Genomic DNA, 23154 nt, shown 5'->3' on the forward strand with positions numbered 1-23154 from the left:
AGGTTTAAGTGGATAAAACCATAAGCAATGTCATAACTATGATTTGCGTGATTGTTTTGATTGGGATGATTGATTTGATTATTTTGATTTGGATGATTAGTTAATCATAAAAATCACAAAAATCATAAAAATCATAGTTTAGACATATTTAAATCTCAATGGGGTAATCACAGCTACAGTCAGGTGCGATACAGGTTTAAGTGGATAAAACCATAAGCATGAAACAAAAAAAGATTTAAAAAATGATATTAAGATCCAGGCAAAAATAATCTCATATATGGGGACAAAATAGCTTCACCGCAAAAAACAGTGATTACCGCACCTAACGCTAGGAAGGGTCCAAAAGGCATTTTTTGTCCCATTTGGTGACGAGAGAGGATAATTGCACCACCACCGACGAATACTCCCAAAATGCAGGAGATAAAAACCGCTAGTAGTAAATAACGCCATCCTAACCATGCTCCCATCATAGCAGCTAATTTAGCGTCACCTGCACCCATGACCGTTTTGCCAAAAGCCATAGAACCTAAAAGGGCGATCGCATCAAACAGCCATAAACCCAGAACTGCACCGGCTATTCCGGTTATTAAGCGTTTTGATAATCCCACCGCAGTCGGTTCTGATAACCAACCCACAGCCATTTGAAAGACTATTCCTAAAATTAAACCCGATTTAGTTAAGGGGTTAGGTAAGGTCATTGTATCTAAATCTATAAGAGATAAAGCCAATAACCAACTACAAAAAGCCCAATATCCCAGGGTGAAAATTGAAAATTGAAAAACCCAAAATACTATTAAAAATATTATCCCTGTTAATGCCTCCACTAATGGATAACGGCGAGAAATCTGAGTTTGGCAATAACGACACCGCCCTTTTAACCACAACCAACCGAAAACCGGGACATTATCATAAGCCTTCAACCTATTTAAGCACTTGGGACAGCGAGAAGGTGGCCACAGCACTGATAAGCCAGCGGGTAGCCGATAAACCACAACATTAATAAAACTACCCAGAGATGCACCCAAAACAAAGACAATGATACTGGCTGAAATATTCATTAAAATGTCCATATTATTATTTGTCAGTTGTCAGTTGACTAATACATATAGGACTCAATTTGATTCAACGGCACAAAACATTCCTGTGGTAATAACACTGGGTACTTAGTAAAAATCACTTTACCCCGATGAGTTACCCGACTAATTGCTACTCCTGTAGCTTTTCCTACTATTTCTGGATGGACTTCACAGTAGGTATAGTAGATGTGACTAGCTGCTCTAATTACAGTAGGATCAATCAAAGAAGGATGCTTTTTGGAGTGGGTAAAGTTTGCCTGTTCTTGTTGTAAAGCGTACACAATTGGCTTTTATATTGAGATTTACAGATTTGCTTTTAGTGTATCTGAAAGTTTTCACAATAAATAGTAAAACTTCCAGATTTACACTTTAACGTGATTTTAATTGCAGAATTTCCATTAGTGCTGCGCCCATAGCTCGACAACCGACAAGTTTCATTCCTGGGGACATAATATCTCCTGTGCGATAACCTTGTTCTAAAACTTGTAACACGCTATTTTCAATTAAGTCTGCTGCTGCTGCTTGGTCTAAAGCATAACGCAACATCATGGCGGCGCTTAAAACCTGTGCTAAGGGGTTGGCTTGATCAAGTCCGGCAATATCCGGGGCCGAACCATGAACTGGTTCATAGACACCGGGCCCATCAGCCCCCAAACTAGCAGAAGGTAACATTCCTATACTACCTGTGAGCATTGCCGCAGCATCAGAGAGAATATCACCAAATAAGTTTCCTGTAACAATTGTATCAAATTGTTTGGGAGCGCGGACTAATTGCATGGCGGCATTATCTACATACAAGTGAGATAACTCAACATCAGTATATTCTGAGGAAAGTTGTGTAATTTTTTCCCGCCATAATTGAGATACTTCTAACACATTGGCTTTATCCACTGAACAGAGTTTACCACCTCGTTTCCGCGCTGTTTCAAAAGCTACGCGGCCAATGCGTTCAATTTCTGATTCTGTGTAAACCATCGTATTTACACCGCGTTTTTCTCCGGTTTCTGTTGTAAAAATGCCTTTGGGTTTACCAAAATAAATCCCGCCGGTGAGTTCCCGCACCACCATAATATCTACTCCTTCTACAACCTCTCGTTTCAAGGTGGAAGCGTCAATTAACTGGGGGAGAATTTTCGCAGGACGTAAATTAGCAAATAGTTGTAAACCAGCCCGCAACCCTAATAAACCTGCTTCTGGGCGTAAATTTGAGGGGAGAGAATCCCATTTGTAACCACCAATAGCAGCGAGTAAGACAGCATCGCTATTGCGGCACATATCTAAGGTAACAGCGGGTAGTGGTTCGCCGGTTTCGTCAATAGCAGCACCACCAATTAAAGCTGTGGAGAATTCTAAGGAAAAATCAAAGCGTTTACCGACAAATTTCAGCACGTCCACTGCTACGGACATAATTTCGGGACCAATGCCATCTCCAGGTAGTAGGGTAATGCGGTAGTTTTGAGTCATAGTCAGGTTTTACTGGGTAAATGTTTGCAGATAAGATATCATACCTAGCAATTGTGCCAAATGGGTGATTGGTAATTGATAATTGCCCTAAATTCCATCAATTTCAATTACCTTTTGTCGAGATGTTGTCCCAGATTTAATTCTGATAGAGGATTTAGCAACATCAAATTTTTTGGCTAGTAGTTTAATTAACTCTTCATTAGCTTTACCATCTACTGGTGGTGATTTAAGATGTACAGTTAAACTACCATCTGCTAATTCTTCAATCTTTTGCTGTTGAGAATTTGGTTTAACTTTTACTCTTTTTTGCATTATCTATTCCTCGCAGTTTTTCTATCCACAACCAACCCAAAATAGAACCTAAAAGATAATGGGGAAAATCCCACCAAGCAAAGGTAGTCCCTAATAACTTATCTATTAAGGTAGCACGGATGGCTTCTAATAATGGTGGATGCTAAAGAAGAAAAAGAGGTTCTTGTATAGGATAAAATATGAGTTGAAGAATATTCCCAATATTTTTATTTTAGGTGTTTACCTATTTCTTGAATAAACCAGTTCATTGTATGTTTTATTTCTGCATAATCTTGTTGTTCAAAAAATATTTTAAGTTCATTTGGATGCTGATGTTTATCTGGAAGTATTTTGAACTCATTGCCTAGCTTATGTCTCAATGTAGTTCTATTGCTTTCAATATAATGGATAATTGAATTACAATCAAAATATTTATCTTTTAAATTAGATAAGGTGATAACTGTATATCCCTCTTCAGTTCTATCAGTAATTTTTGGATTATTAGTTTTTGGATTATATTTATCGTAATAAGATACAAATTCAGAGAATATATTTTGTATTTCTTTCGGAGAAACCGTATTCTTTGTTTTTTGTAGTTTGATTTTTATAGATTTACCTTTCAACTCTATTCTTTGTAAGATTGATCTACCATTATGATCTCCATGACTGCCAACATTTCTAATTTCCATAATATAACTAATTAACTTATATTCCCTATCTTGATACTGGTTAAAATTTTCTTTTGCAGTTTTAAAAAAATCTCGTAATTTTTTATATTGACTATCTTGAAGTTTTTCATCACCATATCGCTTCTCTGTAAATTTATTCACCAAAATTTCTATTTGTAAACATACTTTGCGGCAATACTCCGCAAAATTATTTTTCATACTAGCATCAGTTGATTGTTCATTATATTCTTCAAGTCTTTTTTTTAAATCTTGATATTCTAACATATTTAGCCATTCATGATTTGAATAATGAATCAAATCTATTTTATTAGAATCTAGTTTGATTTCTGCCTTAGATAATTTTTCTATATATAGGGAAATACTTTGCAAATTAAAATTTATTTGTTCTAGTATTTTTTGCTGTATTATATCCATCAATTAATCTTCCTCTCCTTTATTAATCATTGATAACCCTGATAAAATTTTATATTGGTTAATATATTTCTGATAAATAGAATCTTCTTTGCCTTTTACCATACCAATAAACTCTATTTTTCCTCTTAATACTTTCTGAAATTTCAGTGTTTCTTTTAAAGGTGATCTTGATTTCAATAAATATTTCTCAAAATATTCATTTTCCGCAGATTCAAGTCCAAACTTAGCCCAGGCATAAAGCATTGCTCGAACTTGACGCACATATTTTCGATTAACATTAGGAAAAAGATTAGTTGTTAAACCTGTGACTTCTTGATGATTGGCTTTGTTTGATATACAGCTTGTAAAACTTGATTAAGTTTTTTTTGAATAATTTTAATTGCAGTTATCGGAGTTGATATTTGACGAATACCACCAGATTTTTTGGGAATTTCAAAAGTTGTGTAACGATGCTCAGATTCAACAAGATATATATGATAAATAAGATGATCATAGGAAACTTCTAAAAGTTCAGCTATATCCAATACCCTTCTGAGATCATAAAATTTTTCTCGTAAAGTTTCGGATGTGAGTTTTAGAAGTAACTGAGAGTCTTGTTGCATTATATTTGTAATGGATAATTAAGAAAAAATATCACTTGCGGATGTATTCTTAACTTTACTCCCCCCCGGCCTATCCTTTTTTTCTGATTCCAGGAGAAGGAAAGCATAAGGCTGGCTAACCGTGAAATACACCGTCGCAGGATCAACAACGGAAATCAATACTTGTTACCGCAAGTGATTTAAGTAGCTAGTATAAGCAATCATCGAAACTTGATGATTTGTGTTTAGCTGTTATATATTGTGTAGCTAAATGTACGCCAAAAGTCAAGACATAAATTTGCAAAATCTTGAACATTTAATCAGATAGTTTTATGGTATGCGATAGCGAAGCGCTCCGTAGGAATCGCCTATTTTTGATGGTAGCAGCTTAACTACTAAGTAATCTCATAATCATCTTCATTTTTATCTCTCCTGCTGTGTGGGAGATTTTTTTTTACAGATAAAACGCATACATATAAAATATTTTTTAGCAAGTAGTAATATCACTACCTCTAAGTACGGTATTTTACCATGTGTAGCACTTTGACTAACTTATAGAAAGCATCAAGTTAGTTATATACATCTATAAGAGAAGATTCAATGAACTCCCAAATCAACCTTTCTGGTCAAATTAATATTGAGGCTAAACAAGTGCTTAATCTAGATACTGGAACTGCTATAGCTCTTATAGCCGAAAATTCCCCTCATCGCTATGAATTGCGACAATACGTAAACGGAAAAGAAATGGTAATGACTCAAACTGCTTTTACTGAGTTCACTAACATAGTGAAAACTATTGCTAGACTATCAGAACAAAACAGAGCTAATCGCCTTTTGCAAAGAGTAACTATCATCCCCGATAACCCATCACCTAAAGCTTTAAATCTGCAACCAACACGAAAATTAGGAATAAACGATATTATTATATTAGGTACAGGTGATCAACTAAATATTGTCACCACCACACCTTGAGCAGAAGCAGTCAGAGCCGCTTCTGCTCAAGGTGTGGATTTTCATGTATATATTCATCCACCTTTTCCTTTAACTGGTAATTAATCATGCAAATCACTATTTCACCACATTTACAAAGTACATATCAATTAATTCAAAATGCTTTCCCCAAGGGAATAGAATTACAATCTTATTTACCGCTTTTAGCATTACTCAGTGAGGAAATGTCAGATAGGAATTTAGCTGAAGTTGTAGCTTACTATAGCGGTAAAGATTATAGTCTTGTCCTCAATGATGTATATCGGGTACAGTCAATTGATGTACCCACATCTGAAGCTATTGCTAATTTAAAGGAAAGATTACTTATGTGTGGTTATATACAGTGGCTTGATGAAGGATAATAGATATCGCTTTTGAAAGTAGGCTTTTAGCTGCGGAATTAGTGTGAATTAGTATATGAGGTAGGGGAAATTATGACTAGGACAAAACCTGTGCGTTGTCGTCAACAAGGTAGAATTTTTCCAGAGTTTACAATATCAGTAGGGGTTTAGCATTGCTAAACCCTTACCATATTTGTCTGTTTACGATCAATACAATCATTAATCACAGCCTAAAACTGGCTATTTTTGTGAAAACATAAAATGATTAATTTGTACAGTGCGTAAGTCATAAAGACGTTGGGGATATTATCATCAATGACGTAAACTTTACCCAATACCCAACATTCTATTTACTTGTGGTAATGCTAAAGGTTTTCGTTCGATATTTTGGAAACATTCGATTTTTTTAAGTTGTATATAGGCATTTTTGAAATTACTGATATTTAATAAAACAATATCTTGATAAACTGCGTCTTGGGGACTTTTTATCTCTATTACCAAGTCTTGTAATTGATTTTGGCTAATAGCTAAATTCAGATATTTCAAAAATACTTCTCGTTTTTTAGAACGGACAGTGACTAAATACCAATTATTAGTGCTTTGTTCTGATGAGTTTGAATCTATAGTTTCAATTGGTGGCATGATTGACGGTGTAATTTTCTGGAATTTATTTAAAGAGCAATTTCTGGACTGTGATTTTTGTGATTTCTGTGATTTCTGTGATTTTTGTGATTTGTTTGACTAATTAATCATCTAAATCAAACCAATCACACAAATCATACTTCTGACTTATTTAGCCAATATTTATAAGCTGCATAAGCTAATGTGACTACTCCAGTAATAATAGCAGATTCATCAACTTCAAATTGGGGATGATGCAAGGGATGATTAATTATTCTCTCTTCATAGCCTACACCTAAGCGAAACATTGAACCAGGGGCGTGTTCTAAATAAACAGAAAAATCTTCTGCACCTAATGATGGTTCTGGTAAAATTTGGACACGATCATTAGTCCAAGCTTCTTCTGCGGAGGATTGTAATAATTGTGTTAGAGCATTATCATTTTGGACACTGGGGACACCTTGATGATAATTAACTTGATATTTGGCGTTGAAAGAATTACAAACATTAGCTACTATGTTTTCAATCCACTGTGGTAGTTTATCACGGGTTTCTGGGTGAAGCGATCGCACTGTTCCTAATAACTGTACTTTATCAGCAATTACATTTGGCGCTCTTCCGCCATTAATTTGGCCAATACTCAATACGACGGGACGCAAAGGGTTTTGAGTGCGGCTAATAGCTTGTTGTAATGATGTAATCACTTGCGCTGCAATCCAAATTGCATCTATGGCTTCATGGGGACGCGCCCCATGTCCAGACTCACCAATAATAATAATTTCTAAATTGTCTGCGGCGGCTGTTAATGCACCATAGCGAATACCAACTGAACCAGCGGGAATGGAAGGAAAAACGTGCAACCCTAAAATAGCCGCAACATTATTCATCACTCCATCTTGTACCATCCAATTTGCACCTTGGGCAATTTCTTCGGCTGGTTGAAACAAAAACCGCACCTTTCCACCCAATTCTGGGGCAATTTGGGAAAGTACCATTGCTGTCCCCAAACCTACTGTAGTATGAATATCATGGCCACAAGCGTGCATGACTCCTTCAATCCGAGAAGCATATTCTAAACTTGTGCGTTCTTGAATAGGCAAAGCATCCATATCAGTGCGAATTGCCAATATCCTATCACTAGGTTGAGTTCCTTGTAATTCACCAATGACACCTGTTCTACCTATTCCCTCTTCTACGTGCAAGCCATTGGCAGATAACACACCTGCAACAAAAGCAGCGGTTTGATATTCTTGCCCACTAAGTTCTGGGTGTGCATGAATATGGCGACGGATTTCGACTAAGCGGGGTGCTATATTTGTTGTTAAGTCTTTGAGTCGGTTCAGCATAGCAATAATTTTAATTCATTCACCTTATATTTCACTCTAGGATTTTGACAGCTTTAACTGCTACCCGCATTCTGACTAATTTTATCGGCTTACCTGCTAACTTTTCAGCATCCAGGAATACATATAAACTAATCACGATAGAATTGATGCGGTACTTGACAAATTCAACCGCAATATCGTATTTACAACTCAGATTCAAATAGCGAGAATTTAACACTTTCTGGTAATAAGAATTGGGAAGATGTTGTCAAAAATAAATCAAGAAAACCTAAGGAAGATAAGAAAATTAAAGGAGAAGAATTAAACACTATTTTCATCATGCTTACCAGATTTTCTCTATAGCAATATATTCAACTGTAAGATATGAAAAATCTATCCCCATTAATTCTAAAACTTTCAAAAACATTTCTGTATCCATTTCCATTATTTCGGAAGCTTTATGTAAACTAATTAACCGCGATGTTAAAGCACCAATTACAAATATAAATCTTTCTTTCTGTTCTATACTTTGGAATAATTGCACTTGAGAAGCAATTTCTTGAAAGGTAGTTTGGTGATTCATTTATTTGATACTCATAAATGGATTAAGGCTTCTTTTACAAGAATACCAATTGCTGGAGCAATAAGCAATAATAACTTTATATCTCTCCCAATAAATTATATTTACTCATCTATTTCAATCTCATATTTATTTTAACAATTTTTCAATTTCCTCATCTTTAAAACCGACAAATTAATCAAATTTGCGGCTTTGCTTCTTTGCACCTCTGCGCGAAATAGAATGTATTTTATTTACCATATTCGCAGCCCAACAGGCAAAAGCCGACTTAGATCCAACTTATGTTAAAGCTCCCCAGAATGGTGTAATTTTTGACATTTATACTCGTGCAGGTGAAGTAGTATCCAATAACGGCATTGTCGAACTTGGACAAATAAATCAGATGTACGCAATAGTTGAAGTTTACCAAAGTGATGTGAGTAAAATTCTCAAAATTACTCTTCTGTGCCTCTGCGTCTCTGCGTGCAAAAAAAATCCTGAAAACCTCAATCAAATATGCAAACTCTTAACTCTCCCAAACCTGTAATCTCCATTCAAAACCTCGATCATTATTTTGGAAATGGACAACTGCGAAAACAAGTTTTATTTAATATCAACCTCACCATTAATACAGGTGAAATTGTGATTATGACAGGTCCATCTGGCTCAGGTAAGACCACATTATTAACCTTAGCTGGTGGATTGCGTTCGGCTCAATTTGGCAGTTTGCGGATATTAGGCAACGAACTCTGTAAAGCCAATGCAAAACAATTAACCCAAGCCCGCAGAAATAACGGTTATATCTTTCAATCCCATAATTTACATGGTAGCTTAACAGCAATTCAAAATGTGAGAATGGGTTTAGAATTACATCCGAAAATGTCTGGAAAAGAAATGTTAATCCAATCACAAAAAATGCTAGAAGAGGTAGGATTAGGAAATCGGCTTAATTATTATCCAGATAACTTATCAGGGGGACAAAAACAACGAGTTGCGATCGCTCGTGCATTGGTAAGTCAACCGAAAATAGTTCTAGCAGATGAACCTACCGCCGCACTTGATAAACAATCGGGACGAGATGTAGTAGAATTAATGCAGAAACTAGCAAAAGAGCATGGTTGTACAATTTTGCTTGTTACCCACGATAACCGCATTTTAGATATTGCTGACCGAATTGTTTACATGGAAGATGGCCATCTTGTCCGAGAAAAAAGTGATTCTTTGCAGGATGTAGTTGGTTAAAATATTGTTAATACCGTTTTCTCTAATTTATAAATTCTGTAAGAGGGTTAATCTACAATGACTTGGGAATTTTGGATTGATAGGGGTGGTACATTTACTGATATTGTCGCCAAATGCCCCGACGGTAAATTACAAATTCACAAACTATTATCCGAAAATCCCGAACGTTACACCGATGCAGCAATACAGGGAATTCGGGAACTTTTAGGTATTTCAGATCATGAAACTATTCCCTCACACAAAATCACAATTGTCAAAATGGGAACAACAGTAGCTACAAATGCCCTACTGGAAAAAAAAGGGGATAGAACTGTTTTACTCATCACCAAAGGCTTTCGAGATGCTTTAAAAATCGGCTATCAAAACCGTCCCGATATTTTTGCCCGGCAGATTATTTTACCAGAAATGTTATATGAACAAGTAATTGAAGTAGAAGAACGTTATAACGCCCAAGGTGATGTATTAATTAATTTAAACTTAGATGCCATTCGTCCTCAACTGCAAACAGCTTATAATAGCGGGATTCATTCCTGTGCAATTGTTTTTATGCACGGTTATCGCTACACCAACCATGAAAAACAGGTTGCTAACCTCGCTAAAAACATTGGCTTTACTCAAGTTTCCGTATCTCACGAAATTACCCCCTTAATGAAATTGGTCAGTCGTGGTGATACAACGGTAGTTGATGCTTATTTATCGCCGATTTTACGAAGATATGTGAATCAGGTAGCGAGTCAGTTAGGAAAAAACGTTACTCTCCAGTTTATGCAATCTCATGGAGGCTTAACTGACGCAGCAACTTTTCTTGGTAAAGATAGTATCTTGTCCGGTCCGGCGGGGGGAATCGTTGGTGCAGTCCAAACTAGTCTGATGGCAGGATTTCATAAAATTATCAGTTTTGATATGGGTGGTACATCTACGGATGTTGCACATTATAATGGTGAATATGAACGTACCTTAGAAACAGAAGTGGCTGGAGTTAGGTTACGAACTCCAATGATGGCTATTCATACCGTTGCAGCGGGTGGCGGTTCAATTTTACATTTTGATGGTTCTCGTTATCGCGTTGGACCAGAATCAGCCGGTGCAAATCCCGGTCCTGCTTCCTACTCCAAAGGCGGACCCCTAACGGTGACAGACTGTAATGTCATGGTAGGTAAGTTGCAACCTGCTTTTTTCCCTCAAGTATTTGGAGCAAATGCTGACAAATTATTGAATGTAGAAATTGTCAAGAGTAAATTTGCGGAATTGGTAGAAGAAATTGGTGATAATCGCACAGCGGAACAAGTAGCAACGGGTTTTCTTACCATTGCCGTTGATAAAATGGCCAATGCGATTAAAAAAATCTCCCTCCAACGTGGTTATGATGTCTCTGAGTATACTTTATGCTGTTTTGGTGGTGCAGGTGGACAACACGCTTGTTTAATTGCTGACGCTTTGGGAATGAAACAGGTATTTATTCATCCCTATTCTGGAGTTTTATCTGCTTATGGTATGGGTTTGGCAGATGTGAGGGTGTTAAAAGAAAAAGCTATTGAAGCGGTTTTAGAATTAGGGATATTGTCAAATTTAAAAGTAGTATTCACAGAATTAGCAGCAGAGGGAAAAAAAGAATTAAACCGTCAAGATCCTGGTAATACAGGGATTCAAATGTATAAAAAGCTGTATTTAAGATATGAAGGAACAGATGCGGCTTTGGTTGTAAATTTTGCCGATTTAGCAGCAATGCAGAATCAGTTTGCAGAGTTACATCGTCAGCGTTACGGCTTTATTGCCGAGGAAAAACCCTTGATTGTGGAAGCGGTGACGGTGGAGTTAGTATTACATCATGATGCCCCATTTCCATCTGTAATTTCTCGGATAAATGATAATTTACCGATTGCAGATACAACCGTACAGATGTTTACTGCTGGGAAATGGTGGGATACCCCAGTTTATCGTCGGGAGAATTTACAACCGGGAGACTGTATTTCTGGACCTGCAATTATTGTAGAAGCGACGGGGACAAATATTATTGAACCCCATTGGCAAGCGGAATTAACTAATATTCAGAATTTGGTTTTGTCAGTTGTTAGTAGTCAGTTGTCAGTGGAAAATACAAATGAGAAAATTGAAAATCCTGATGCTGTCATGTTGGAAATTTTCAATAATTTGTTTCGGGCAATTGCTGAACAAATGGGAATAACATTACAAAATACCAGTTCTTCTGTGAATATCAAAGAAAGGCTCGATTTTTCCTGTGCGATTTTCGATAACCATGGACAATTGGTCGCAAATGCCCCCCATATTCCTGTACATTTAGGTTCCATGAGTGAAAGTATTCAGGCTTTAATTTCCACTCATAAAAATAATATTCAACCTGGTGATGTTTTCGCTGCTAATAATCCCTACAATGGGGGAACTCATCTTCCAGATATTACAGTTATTACTCCGATATTTCTTAATTCTCATCTTCCTATTTTTTATGTAGCTTCACGGGGACATCATGCAGATATTGGGGGAATAACTCCCGGTTCTATGCCACCTTATAGTACAAGTGTCACAGAAGAAGGGATTTTATTAGATAATTTTCAATTAGTTAATTCTGGGGTTTTCTGCGAACAGGAATTAATTAATTTACTCAGCAGTGAACCTTACCCAGCGAGGAATATTCCTCAAAATATCGCCGATTTAAAAGCGCAAATTGCAGCGAATGAACTGGGAGTTAAAGAATTATTGAAAATGGTAGAACACTACAGCTTAGAAACTGTGCAAGCTTATATGGGTTTTGTCCAAGATAATGCCGAAGCATCAGTTCGTCGAGTAATTGAAGTTTTAAAAGATGGGAGTTTTAGTTATGCTTTGGATGATGGAAGTATGATCAAAGTTAAAATTACTATTGATAAAAAACTCAGAAATGCTAAAATAGACTTTACTGGGACTTCACCGCAATTAAATAATAACTTTAACGCACCATCAGCAGTTTGTAAAGCAGCAGTTTTATATGTTTTCCGCACTTTGGTAAATGATGATATTCCTTTAAATGCAGGATGTATGAAACCGTTGGAAGTGATTATTCCTCAAGGTTGTCTGTTAAATCCCCATTATCCGGCTGCGGTAGTTGCGGGAAATGTGGAAACTTCCCAAGCAATTACAGATGCTTTATATGGGGCTTTGGGTGTGTTAGCTGCTTCCCAAGGAACGATGAATAATTTTACTTTTGGTAATACGAAATATCAATATTATGAAACTATCTGTGGTGGTTCTGGTGCGGGTGAAGATTTCAATGGAACAGACGCAGTTCATACCCACATGACTAATTCTAGATTAACAGATCCTGAAGTTTTAGAATGGCGGTTTCCGGTAATTTTAGAAAGTTTTGCAATTCGGGAAAATAGCGGAGGAAAAGGTAAATATCACGGTGGAAATGGTGTAATTCGACGGTTGCGGTTTTTGGAAAATATGACAGCGGGAATTTTAGCAAATCATCGGGTTATTCCCCCTTTTGGTTTATGTGGTGGGAAAGCAGGTATGATAGGTAAAAATTATGTAGAAAGAAATAATGGAACTGTGAAAAAATTAGGAAGTAAAGCTGTGGTAGAAATGAATCCTGGAGATATATTTGTCATTGAAACTCCAGGAGGTGGTGGTTATGGGGAGATATAAAATATCCCCAACTTCTTAAAAGAATGCAGAATTTAGAATTTAGAATTTAGAATTACGTTTTGCAACGGGGATTTTACCCCGACGCAAAACCCGCTGCTTGTAGAAGCAGGGGACTTTAACCCCCAAAGGTAAGTTAAATAAATATATGATACATAATCTAATTCTAAAGTAGAAGTTGGGTATCTGCTCACTAATTAACTATTAAATTTCTATTCAGTGTAAAGAAATGTAAAATCGCTGAAAACTTCTTCCCCCTTGCCTTTTGCCTTGCTATAACGACAATTTTTAACGCTAACCTACTTATTCATTATGTTATCAGTCCAAGATGCCGAAACTATTATTTTCAATGCTGTCCAACCTTTAAATCAACAACATGATATTGAAATTGTGGATTTATTAACAGCATCTCACCGCATTTTAGCAACTTCTGTGATTAGTTCTTTAGATTTTCCCCATTGGGATAATTCCGCAATGGATGGTTTTGCAGTGCGTTATGAAGATGTACAAAATTCAAATCCTGAAAATCCTACCATATTGGCAGTTGTCGAAGAGATTCCCGCAGGATATCAACCCCAAATTACTATTAAACCAGGACAAGCAGCCAGGATTTTCACTGGTGCAATCATCCCAAAAGGTGCGGATACTGTAATTATGCAGGAAAAAACTAAATTGCAGGAAAATCAAGTTTTTATCTTAGCTACACCGCAACCCCAAGAATTTATTAGACACCAAGGAGACTTTTACCAAGCCGGAAAAGAACTTTTACCAGCAGGAATTCCCCTGAATGCAGCGGAAATTGCCATTTTAGCGGCTGCACAATTGCCTAAAATCAGTGTTTTACGTCGTCCACGGGTGGCAATTTTTTCTAGTGGTGATGAATTAGTCACACCAGAACAAACCCTAAAACCTGGACAAATAGTAGATTCTAACCAATATGCTTTAGCCGCTTTAGTCAAAGAATCAGGTGCAGAAGTGTTAATGTTAGGAATTGTTAAAGATAATCCAACTGCATTAACAGAGACTATAAATTATGCCATTAATCATGCTGATATAGTTCTTTCTTCTGGTGGAGTTTCTGTAGGTGATTATGATTATATTGATAATATATTAGCATCTTTGGGGGCAGAAATCCATTTTCGCGCCGTGCAAATGCGTCCAGGAAAACCTCTGACATTTGCCACATTTCCCAATTCCCTTTATTTTGGTTTACCAGGAAATCCCGTTTCTGCATTAGTGACATTTTGGCGATTTGTCCAACCGACAATCAAAAAACTTTCAGGAATTAATCAAAGTTGGGAAGCAAAACTTTTAAAAGTAAAATCCCATTCCGAGTTAAAATCTAACGGAAAAATGGAAACTTATATTTGGGGTAACTTAAATTTAAATAATGGTATTTATGAATTTCAGCAAACAAGTGGCAATTTAAACTCTGGGAACTTAATTAACTTATCCCAAACAGATGCTTTAGCCATTTTACCAGTAGGAAAAACCTTAGTTACTCCAGGAGAAGAAACCTTAGTTTTGCAAATAAGATAAAACAAACCTTCTTCTTTTCTTCCTTCGTGTTCTATCCCTACGGGACGCTGCGCGAACGTCCCTTCGTGGTTCATTTACTCAGGTGTTAGTAACTTGTCTTTTATCAAGCACAAGTAGAGGAGAATCTATATCTAAAAGCCAATTTTCATCAATTAATTCTAGATTTTCATTATAGATAAGAACTAACTCACCTATATTTTGAATAATTGGACTTCCGAATGGGTAAGATTTATCATGGGGATCATGAGGGATCATTTTAGCATAAATAGTAGTAGTACCAATAAGAGAAAATTTGAGTTTTAGAAAACGTTTATCTTGGGTAACACCTACAAAACTACTAACTAATTCTGCTTCTATAGTGTGAGGTAAGCTAATTGAGTCATAATATTCATCCTGTTCATCCCAATAACCATTGATTGTATAACAGCATTGTTGAAGATGTTTTTGAACAAGAGAATTAGTATCTAAATTTTCTAATATCTCAGTTAAATCTTGCCAGATTTGGTGATTTTTCAATTGAAGTGTAGTCATAATCTATTCTGGATTAATGTTGTGTTACAAAACCAGGAAAATGTAATATACCATTAACATATTTGGCGTGAAACCGTCTATCACCACCGTTACCTAACACTTTAGACTTTAAATTATATCCTTTTTCTTGAGAATCAACAAGCCCACTACTACCCTGTGGGTGTACTAACCCTTTCGCAATTGCCTTTAAATGCTTTCCTTTACTATCATATCTTATACCTAATTTTATTTGTTCGTCGCTAAATGAAACTTGCAAATCATAAGTCGAAGAATATACAACGTCAGGTTGAATATCTTGCCAATTATTGGGTAATGGTAAAACTTCCATGATATATAACGGGTTACTGCTCTACAGATGTTTTTATGGAATCGAATAATAAATTAAACAATAGTATCATGCAAGTTTAGGGACTTCTAAATAAAAAATGTCCCAAAACTGATGCAAAAAACTCTCTATTTTCTCTCTCTGTGTCCTCTGTGCCTCTGTGGTTAGATAAATTATTTTTGAATCGAACCACAGAGACGCAGAGAGCGCAGAGAGAAAAATTCAATTATAACTTCAAAAAAAAGGGTAATTCCAGAAAACCCAGAATTACCCTTTTTAAAAGGTTAGAAAAAATTACGCAAAAGCCGCCATTTTCACATCGTTATTACCAAGGATTTCTTGTAATTCCTCAGCGTCAACGGTTTCCTTTTCAATCAGCATTTGAGCAATTTCATCTAAAACCTTGCGGTTATTAACTAAAACTTCTTTAGCTCGAATGTAAGCCGTATCAACTAACTTCCGCACTTCTTCATCAATAGCAGCAGCGGTTTCTTCTGAAAAGTCGCGTTCTGACATAATATCTCGACCCAGGAACATATTTCCTTGTTGACGACCAAGGGCTACTGGACCCAAGCGATCGCTCATGCCAAACCGAGTTATCATTTGTTTAGCTACTCTGGCAACTTGCTGTAAATCATTAGAAGCACCAGTAGTAACTTCCTCTTCACCAAAGATGATTTCTTCAGCCAGACGACCACCTAAAGCCACAGCCATTTGATTTTCCAAATAAGCACGGCTATATAAACCAGTGTCCATACGGTCTTCACTAGGGGTAAACCAAGTTAAACCACCAGCTTGACCACGGGGAATAATGCTAATCTTTTGCACAGGGTCATAGTCAGGCATTAAAGCCCCAACTAAAGCGTGACCTGCTTCATGGTATGCAACCAAAGTTTTGCGCTTTTCGCTCATTACCCGGTCTTTCTTTTCCGGACCCGCTAATACACGATCAATTGCATCATTAATTTCATCCATCGAAATTTCCGTTAAATTCCGACGGGCGGCTAAAATTGCCGCTTCGTTGAGTAAGTTAGATAAATCTGCACCGGTAAAACCAGGAGTCCGACGGGCAATTTTATCCAAGTCTACATCTTTAGATAAAGTTTTACCACGAGCATGAACTCGGAGAATTTCGCTTCTTCCAGCGTAGTCAGGACGGTCTACCACAACTTGACGGTCAAAACGACCAGGACGTAATAAAGCCGCGTCTAATACGTCAGGACGGTTGGTAGCAGCAATAATAATAATGCCAGTGTTACCTTCAAAACCATCCATTTCCGTTAGTAACTGGTTGAGGGTTTGTTCCCGTTCGTCATTACCACCACCCAAACCAGCACCCCGTTGACGACCTACCGCGTCAATTTCATCAATAAAGACGATACAAGGAGCATTAGTTTTTGCTTGTTCAAATAAATCGCGGACGCGAGAAGCACCCACACCCACAAACATTTCCACAAATTCAGAACCGGAAATTGAGAAGAAAGGAACACCTGCTTCTCCAGCAACAGCCCGCGCAAGCAGGGTTTTACCAGTACCAGGAGGACCAACTAAAAGTACACCTTTAGGAATTTTTGCACCAATAGCGGTAAAGCGATCGGCATTTTTCAAAAAGTCTACAACTTCATTTAGTTCTAATTTGGCTTGGTCAATACCCGCAACGTCCCCAAATGTCACTTGAGTTTGGGGTTCCATTTGCACTCTGGCTTTAGATTTACCAAAGTTCATGGCTTGGCTACCTGGTCCACCTTGAGCGCGACGGAGAAGGAAAAATAGACCAACTAGCAGCAATACAGGGAAGAATAAGCTGCTGAGAGCTTTAAACCAAAATCCTTCGTCTGCTTGAGGTAATACGGCAATATCAACACCTTTATTTGTCAGAGTATTGATTAAATCTGGGTCGTTAACTAAGGTAACGATCTTTTTATTAGGATCATATTTGGGTGTTACCAAAGCTGTAGAACGGTCAGAACTCAAACTAACTCTCTCAACTCTGCCTTGTTTAACTTCTTGGATAAACTGGCTGTAGCGCCATGTTTCCCGGCTTTGGGGTTGTTTGTCAAAAAATGCTGTTCCTAGGGCAATAACAACTATAAAAAGGAGCGCGTACAGCCCCGTATTTCTCCATCTTTTATTATTCACTGATGTTGATTCTCCTGTACTGGTTTGCTGCTTATACTTAGCTTCTCTAAGAAAGAGGACATTATGATAATTATGTTAACTTATTTTAAGATATCTCAAAATAATCCTCCTGTCATGCTAAAAATTATCTCCCACCTCCTGCAAGTCTAAAACATGAGAATGATAGGAGTTCTATTGTAGCGATTCTCAGCAGGAGTCAGGAGAAAAGAGGCAGGGGCAGGGAGCAGGGAAAATATTTATTGCCTATTGTCTATTGCCTCTTTCTTGACAACTAACAACTGTACGGGCGAGGCATTTGGAGAACTATTTTTGGCAATGACCGATAATTTATCTTGCAAATGCTTCGCCCCTACTGACCACTGACAACTGTACGGGCGAAGCATTTGGAGAACTATTTTTGGCAATGACCGATAATTTATCTTGCAAATGCTTCGCCCCTACTGACCACTGACCACTGACCAATTAATCTTTTTCTGGTAATTTAATACTACTTGTACCGTTGGGATTAGTGACTATCTCCCCTCCTAAAGCTTCAATTTCCCGAATGGCTCGTTTGCGAGTTTTTTGATCAACTTTATTATTTAAAACCATCATCCATGTAGAAATACGGGCTGATTTACTATCTGGGTTTTTACTGAGAAACTCAGCGGTTTTTTGAGAACTAAATGCTGCTTGCTTGCTTTCCGCGTCAGTATAAGTGTTAGCCCACTCTGCGGCTTTGAGAAAAGATGTTTGGGCTGCTTGAGCATTACCTAAAAACAATAACTCATCTGTGCCTTTATAACGCCAGATATAATAGGATTTGTTGGGTAATTGTGGAGATAAAGATTTTAATCCTTTGTCCATTAAAGCTATAGATTTTTCTGGCATCCCACCGTATAAAGAGCTACTTACAGAAAGTCCTAGGTAAGCGTCTAGAAAACGGGGGTCACGTCCTAAAATAACTTCAAAATATTCTGGACTGAGACGATACCCTGTTCTATCTCTGGCTTCATCATCGCCAAAGAATTGCAAAAAATCAATATATACCCAATCTGCAATCAGGTTTTTATAACTAAAACTAGGTACATTTTTCAGTAAGTTCAAGCGAAGACTTTCTTTTTTGAGGTCTTTTTCCAGAGTTTCAACAGAAATAGATTGTTGACTGGTTAATAGTTTTTGCAGCTTTGGTATTTGTATTAAGCTAATACTGGTAATACACAAGCAAACGACTAAAGGTGTGGTAATAGCTTCACGAGATAAGAACATACTTCCAGTAATTAAAAATTCATAATTAAAAATTAAAAATGACCATAGTCCCTCAATTTTATTATTGTTGCACCAATTGGCAACATTTTTGAGCTATTGCCCAATCTTCTTGAGTTTCTATGACTAATACTCGCACGGTTGAATCAGATGTGGCAATATCAACATCAATAGGTTGGCGCTGGTTTTTATCAGCATCAATTTTTAGTCCCAAAAATCCCAAGGCTTCACAAGCTGCTTGACGGATTCCTGGGGAGTTTTCACCGACTCCAGCCGTAAAAACTAAAACATCTAAACCGGCTAAACTAGCCAACATTGCCCCGATACCAGCCCGGAGACGATGTACGTATATATCCCAAGCTAGTTGAGCGCGCTGATTACCTTGGTCTTTTGCGGCTATCACCTCCCTTAAATCACTTGATACTCCAGAAATACCTTTTAATCCAGAAGATTTATTTAACACATTATCTAATTCTTGACTAGAGTAATTATACTGTTGCAGTAAATAAATTAAAATCCCTGGATCAATTGAACCACTGCGGCTACCCATCATTAAACCATCCAGGGGAGTAAATCCCATTGTTGTGTCAATACTGCAACCATTTTTGATGGCGGCTAAAGAACAACCATTACCTAAATGACAGGTAATTAACCGCAGAGATTGTAAATCTTGACCAAGAATTTCCGCGGCTCGATTTGCACAATACTGATGACTGATACCATGAAAGCCATAACGACGGATACCTTGTTCTACTAATTGATAGGGGATAGGATAGATGGCTGCGGCATCGGGTAACGTGTGGTGAAATCCGGTATCAAAAACTGCAATTTGGGTGATATTCCCCAGACTATTTTCAATGGCTTCAATGCCAGCTAAAGCGGCTGGATTATGGGCTGGGGCTAGATTGCATAGGTGAGCGATCGCCTGTTTCACATCTTCCGTAATTATTACAGCATTCTGGTAATCTTCACCACCATGTACCACTCGATGTCCTACCACATCTATGGCTGCTAAATCATCAATTACCTTGGTTTCACCATTAATAAGAGTAGATAACAAATGAGTAAATTGCACCTGTCGAGAATCACCAGAAATGGTTTCTTGCAGTGTTGCACCCGTAGCTGTTTTGACTGTAATTTCTGCCTGATTTTGGTCTTGAGTCCAATTTATTTTTCCTTCCCACAGAGGTTGGGGGGCTAAATTAGGAATCGGGGTTGTAATGTTATACAGACAACTCTTTTGGCTGCTAGAACCGGCATTGAGGATGAGTATTTTCATAAATTCCAATTCCCTGTTCCTAATATTTAGCTGTCCAGCTACCGTTAATTAACCGCAGATTTGCCACCTTTAGAAACGGAATTATCACCCCAAGTTAGGGCGACAGAATCATCTTTATAAGTGGTTGTACTAGAACTGCTTTTAGAAGTTCCTGATTGATCATTATTACTACCATTTTCATTATTCTTGTTTTCTTCCTGTTTCTTCTCTTGTACAACTTGGGTAGCGTAAATTTCTACATCCCGTTGAATAATTTCTTCTATCTGGCTGGCAAAAATGGTAAATGCCTCTTCATGAGTTTTATAAGTTACATAAGAACCACTCAATTGAAAAAATTGCCAACCTTGGGTTTTCAAAGATTCTACTGTGCGGCGATAGTGTCGCCAGCGTTCTCCATAGTGAAAAAATTCTTCCACCGCAGCGCTAATTGCTACAACTTGACTAAGACCAAAAGTTGACCAAACAAGAGTATCTCGGACTTTACCATTATTCAGATTTAGACTCACCAAAGCAGGAAGAACTATACCACCAACAATCGTCATCAGCCTAGCGGTGTAATACCGATTTCGCGCCTGGCCTGCTTGTGCTTCCATCCAGAGAACTTGATCTAACCACCGAGAATTTAAAAACTTTCTTTGTAAAGCTGGCAGTTTCAATGTATCAAAAATCTCGCCAAAATCTTTCTTTAAAAACTCCCGATAAGGGTCTTTTTTAGCCATGATGCACTCCTTAACTAGAAAGTAAATTAGTAATTGTTTTGGTTAACTCTTCTTTTTCCGCGTCTAAGTTAATTGTTTGCAATTTACCTGATGCAGCTAATTTTGTAGCTCGTTCATCGGTAGTATTTCCACCTACAGCCAAAGCAAGTTTATCTGCGGTTCTGCCACTACCAGCGATCGCCATTACCAACCTACCAGCAGTAACACTATTCAAAGCATCCACAAATGTAATTTCCCCCCCGTTAATCAGCACCGTTAGTGATGGAGAAGCCTCTGCTAAAACAGTGGCAACCTCTACTATCCAAGGAGATTCATCGCCCCAATTGTTGCCAGGAACTAACACAAAATGAGTATGATCAGCCTGTAGGGGTGAAGCATCATCAGATGGTGTCGTAGTTTGCTCAGGTAGAATCACTTTGCCGATTGGTGCTACACCAATCAAAGGAAATTGGGCATTTATTTGATTACGGGCATAACCCATTAATCGCATTACCCCCGCATCTGTACCTCCATCAACAACATAAGCGCCCAAGGTTTCGGCAATTGGGGCTAACACTTCCACAAACAAGCTTTGGATACGGAGAAAATCAGCATCGCTAATCTGACTTGCACCCCCGACTATGACTAAAATAGGACGGGAATCACCAAGGCTCATTTGTCCCAGTGCAGTAGGCAATTCAGCAACTTCGGATACCCTAATTGCGATCGCTGTTTGCTCTTGATTAAAAGCAAGCTTAAAAAAATTTTCCATTTATCCAACTTGACTTATTTTAAGTTAAAACTTAGTATATTTAATTGTCAATAACAGTACAATATCATTAATTTACTGTGAGTAACACTAAAAATTTTAGTCAATGCAAAGTTAGTTTTTCTGCTATAGGGAAAAATCAGGGATCTTCTTCGGCACTGAGGACACTTGCCTTATTGGCTGTCTTGCTTCTATCTCCTGCAAAAATAGCTATAGCACAAATTACACCTGATGCCACTTTGGGCAATGAAAGCTCCCGTGTTACTCCTGCTAACTTAATAGAAGGTGGCGCACAAAGGGGAAGCAGTCTATTTCATAGCTTCTCAGAATTTAATGTCAATAACCTACAGTCAGTATATTTTGCCAACCCTTCAGGGATAAATAATATTTTTAGTCGAGTGACAGGAAATAACGTTTCTCATATTTTGGGAACGTTAGGAGTAAATGGAACTGCAAATTTATATTTACTCAATCCCAATGGGATTATTTTTGGGAAAGATGCCCAGTTAGATATTAAAGGGGCATTTTTTGCCAGTACAGCTAATAGTTTTATATTTCCAGGTGGTAATGAGTTTAGTGCAACTAATCCTCAAATGCCATTATTGACAATGAGTGTACCTGTTGGGGTGCAGTTTGGTTCGCAACCTGGAGATATTAGTAGTCAGGGGAATTTAGAAGTAGGAAAAGATTTAACATTCAGTGCGAAAAATGTGAAGTTAGAGGGGCAATTACAAGCTCAAACAGCTACATTAGAGGCAAACCAAGATTTAAACATTGGAGACTATACAGGAATTTCTCTCCAAGGAAAAGCCGGAGGAAATATTAATTACGGAAAAATAGAAATTAATAATACAGATCCGAATATTACCTCTAATGATCCCAGTTTATTATTAAATGCAGTTGGGACAATTACAGGAAGCGGAAATATATCAACTACAATACCTGGATTATTAGTAGATTTGCAAGCAAAAGACAATATTAATATCAAAGATATTAGTACCAAAGGAGGGGAAATAAATATCACCTCGTCCAGTGGCGTTAATCCTGGATTGATCACTGTAAATGCCATCCATGATATTACTACGGGTAATATTAACTCCTCTTCTATTTCAGAAAATGGGGGTGCAATCTCCCTTAAAACCACTCAAGGCAATATCTCTACTCAATCCCTAAACTCCTCAACATATTCAGATTCAGGCACAGCAGGAAATGGCGGGGAGATGACTCTGACTGCTGGTGGCAATATCGAGACTCAATCGCTAAACTCCTACTCAGATTCAAATTCAGGCACAGCAGGAAATGGTGGGGGGATGACTCTGACTGCTGGTGGCAATATCAATACTCAATCCCTATCCTCCTCCACATATTCATCTTCAGGCACAGCAGGAAATGGT

Annotated in this window: 26 protein-coding genes and 2 pseudogenes; 7 read left to right on the plus strand and 21 right to left on the minus strand. The window is 37.6% G+C overall.

The genetic code is table 11. The features are described from left to right. Positions 1-248: 248 nt before the first annotated feature. From FJR09_RS13615 to FJR09_RS24720, 8 genes and pseudogenes are all read right to left on the minus strand, one after another. Entirely contained in the window at positions 249-1070 is an 822-nt protein-coding gene (locus tag FJR09_RS13615) for an A24 family peptidase (RefSeq protein ID WP_015079527.1), read from the minus strand. Positions 1071-1096: 26 nt separating this feature from the next. Then, a complete protein-coding gene (locus tag FJR09_RS13620; RefSeq protein ID WP_015079528.1) occupies positions 1097-1357 on the minus strand; it encodes a hypothetical protein in 261 nt (86 codons plus the stop codon). 88 nt (positions 1358-1445) lie between these two features. Next, positions 1446-2540, minus strand: a complete 1095-nt coding sequence (gene leuB / locus FJR09_RS13625; protein ID WP_015079529.1) for a 3-isopropylmalate dehydrogenase — start codon at positions 2538-2540, stop codon at positions 1446-1448. A gap of 87 nt (positions 2541-2627) precedes the next feature. Then, positions 2628-2852, minus strand: coding sequence for a DUF167 domain-containing protein (locus FJR09_RS13630; RefSeq protein WP_015079530.1), 225 nt, complete (start codon positions 2850-2852; stop codon positions 2628-2630). Beyond that, positions 2830-2994 (minus strand): annotated as a pseudogene (locus tag FJR09_RS25260) (DUF2809 domain-containing protein); the annotation flags it as partial. The gene FJR09_RS13630 and the pseudogene FJR09_RS25260, both read right to left, overlap by 23 nt. A gap of 64 nt (positions 2995-3058) precedes the next feature. Beyond that, positions 3059-3934 carry a hypothetical protein gene (locus FJR09_RS13640; RefSeq protein WP_015079531.1) on the minus strand — a complete coding sequence of 292 codons (876 nt, stop codon included), beginning with the start codon at positions 3932-3934 and terminating at the stop codon, positions 3059-3061. Positions 3935-3937: 3 nt separating this feature from the next. After that, positions 3938-4195 (minus strand): hypothetical protein, encoded by a 258-nt coding sequence (locus FJR09_RS24715; protein ID WP_200863844.1) that lies wholly within the window; start codon positions 4193-4195, stop codon positions 3938-3940. A gap of 35 nt (positions 4196-4230) precedes the next feature. Continuing rightward, complete coding sequence (locus FJR09_RS24720; protein ID WP_015079533.1) at positions 4231-4536, minus strand: hypothetical protein; 306 nt, start codon at positions 4534-4536, stop codon at positions 4231-4233. A gap of 579 nt (positions 4537-5115) precedes the next feature. Here FJR09_RS24720 and FJR09_RS13650 point away from each other — a divergent pair. Both FJR09_RS13650 and FJR09_RS13655 read left to right on the plus strand, forming a co-directional pair. Then, a complete protein-coding gene (locus FJR09_RS13650) occupies positions 5116-5487 on the plus strand; it encodes a DUF1308 domain-containing protein (RefSeq protein ID WP_254433111.1) in 372 nt (123 codons plus the stop codon). Between the two features lie 86 nt (positions 5488-5573). After that, positions 5574-5867, plus strand: a complete 294-nt coding sequence (locus tag FJR09_RS13655; RefSeq protein ID WP_168654102.1) for a DUF3349 domain-containing protein — start codon at positions 5574-5576, stop codon at positions 5865-5867. A 306-nt stretch (positions 5868-6173) separates the two neighbouring features. On the opposite strand, the gene FJR09_RS13660 is transcribed toward FJR09_RS13655, so the two are convergent. The 4 genes from FJR09_RS13660 to FJR09_RS13675 form a co-directional block, all read right to left on the minus strand. Next, a complete protein-coding gene (locus tag FJR09_RS13660; protein WP_015079536.1) occupies positions 6174-6488 on the minus strand; it encodes a hypothetical protein in 315 nt (104 codons plus the stop codon). Positions 6489-6622: 134 nt separating this feature from the next. Next, on the minus strand, positions 6623-7813 hold the full coding sequence (locus FJR09_RS13665) for a M20 family metallopeptidase (RefSeq protein WP_015079537.1): 1191 nt from the start codon (positions 7811-7813) through the stop codon (positions 6623-6625). Positions 7814-7844: 31 nt separating this feature from the next. Continuing rightward, positions 7845-8030, minus strand: coding sequence for a hypothetical protein (locus FJR09_RS13670; protein WP_015079538.1), 186 nt, complete (start codon positions 8028-8030; stop codon positions 7845-7847). 105 nt (positions 8031-8135) lie between these two features. After that, a complete protein-coding gene (locus FJR09_RS13675) occupies positions 8136-8375 on the minus strand; it encodes a hypothetical protein (RefSeq protein ID WP_015079539.1) in 240 nt (79 codons plus the stop codon). Positions 8376-8610: 235 nt separating this feature from the next. On the opposite strand from FJR09_RS13675, the pseudogene FJR09_RS13680 reads away from it, so the two are divergent. The 4 genes and pseudogenes from FJR09_RS13680 to glp form a co-directional block, all read left to right on the plus strand. Further along, positions 8611-8799: pseudogene (locus FJR09_RS13680) on the plus strand (HlyD family secretion protein); the annotation flags it as partial. Positions 8800-8867: 68 nt separating this feature from the next. Continuing rightward, positions 8868-9593, plus strand: a complete 726-nt coding sequence (locus FJR09_RS13685) for a DevA family ABC transporter ATP-binding protein (protein WP_168653106.1) — start codon at positions 8868-8870, stop codon at positions 9591-9593. A 57-nt stretch (positions 9594-9650) separates the two neighbouring features. Then, the gene (locus FJR09_RS13690) at positions 9651-13238 is read left to right on the plus strand and encodes a hydantoinase B/oxoprolinase family protein (protein WP_168653105.1); all 3588 of its coding nucleotides are present in this window, start codon (positions 9651-9653) and stop codon (positions 13236-13238) included. 309 nt (positions 13239-13547) lie between these two features. Beyond that, positions 13548-14774: a gephyrin-like molybdotransferase Glp gene (gene glp, locus FJR09_RS13695; RefSeq protein ID WP_168653104.1), complete on the plus strand. Its 1227-nt coding sequence runs from the start codon at positions 13548-13550 to the stop codon at positions 14772-14774. 78 nt (positions 14775-14852) lie between these two features. Here the strand turns inward: glp and FJR09_RS13700 are convergent, their stop codons facing one another. The 9 genes from FJR09_RS13700 to FJR09_RS13735 all read right to left on the minus strand — a co-directional run bounded on the left by FJR09_RS13700 (position 14853) and on the right by FJR09_RS13735 (position 21763). Then, positions 14853-15305 (minus strand): hypothetical protein, encoded by a 453-nt coding sequence (locus FJR09_RS13700; RefSeq protein WP_168653103.1) that lies wholly within the window; start codon positions 15303-15305, stop codon positions 14853-14855. Positions 15306-15318: 13 nt separating this feature from the next. Then, positions 15319-15633, minus strand: a complete 315-nt coding sequence (locus tag FJR09_RS13705) for a hypothetical protein (RefSeq protein ID WP_168653102.1) — start codon at positions 15631-15633, stop codon at positions 15319-15321. 291 nt (positions 15634-15924) lie between these two features. Beyond that, on the minus strand, positions 15925-17769 hold the full coding sequence (ftsH3, locus tag FJR09_RS13710; protein WP_015079544.1) for an ATP-dependent zinc metalloprotease FtsH3: 1845 nt from the start codon (positions 17767-17769) through the stop codon (positions 15925-15927). 236 nt (positions 17770-18005) lie between these two features. Continuing rightward, positions 18006-18152 carry a hypothetical protein gene (locus FJR09_RS13715; RefSeq protein WP_235081980.1) on the minus strand — a complete coding sequence of 49 codons (147 nt, stop codon included), beginning with the start codon at positions 18150-18152 and terminating at the stop codon, positions 18006-18008. Further along, positions 18097-18231, minus strand: coding sequence for a hypothetical protein (locus tag FJR09_RS25880; protein WP_256370256.1), 135 nt, complete (start codon positions 18229-18231; stop codon positions 18097-18099). The genes FJR09_RS13715 and FJR09_RS25880 overlap by 56 nt, the downstream gene beginning before the upstream one ends. Next, the gene (locus tag FJR09_RS13720) at positions 18232-19017 is read right to left on the minus strand and encodes a hypothetical protein (protein WP_015079545.1); all 786 of its coding nucleotides are present in this window, start codon (positions 19015-19017) and stop codon (positions 18232-18234) included. 61 nt (positions 19018-19078) lie between these two features. Further along, entirely contained in the window at positions 19079-20293 is a 1215-nt protein-coding gene (locus tag FJR09_RS13725) for an acetate kinase (RefSeq protein WP_015079546.1), read from the minus strand. A 44-nt stretch (positions 20294-20337) separates the two neighbouring features. Beyond that, entirely contained in the window at positions 20338-21012 is a 675-nt protein-coding gene (locus FJR09_RS13730; protein WP_015079547.1) for a DUF4231 domain-containing protein, read from the minus strand. 10 nt (positions 21013-21022) lie between these two features. After that, positions 21023-21763: a hypothetical protein gene (locus FJR09_RS13735; protein ID WP_168653756.1), complete on the minus strand. Its 741-nt coding sequence runs from the start codon at positions 21761-21763 to the stop codon at positions 21023-21025. A gap of 182 nt (positions 21764-21945) precedes the next feature. Here FJR09_RS13735 and FJR09_RS13740 point away from each other — a divergent pair. Further along, on the plus strand, positions 21946-23154 hold a 1209-nt coding region (locus FJR09_RS13740; protein ID WP_217361123.1), incomplete at its 3' end, for a filamentous hemagglutinin N-terminal domain-containing protein.

Origin of the sequence: Dolichospermum sp. UHCC 0406 (assembly GCF_009712025.1) — a bacterium.
GTDB lineage: Bacteria > Cyanobacteriota > Cyanobacteriia > Cyanobacteriales > Nostocaceae > Dolichospermum > Dolichospermum lemmermannii.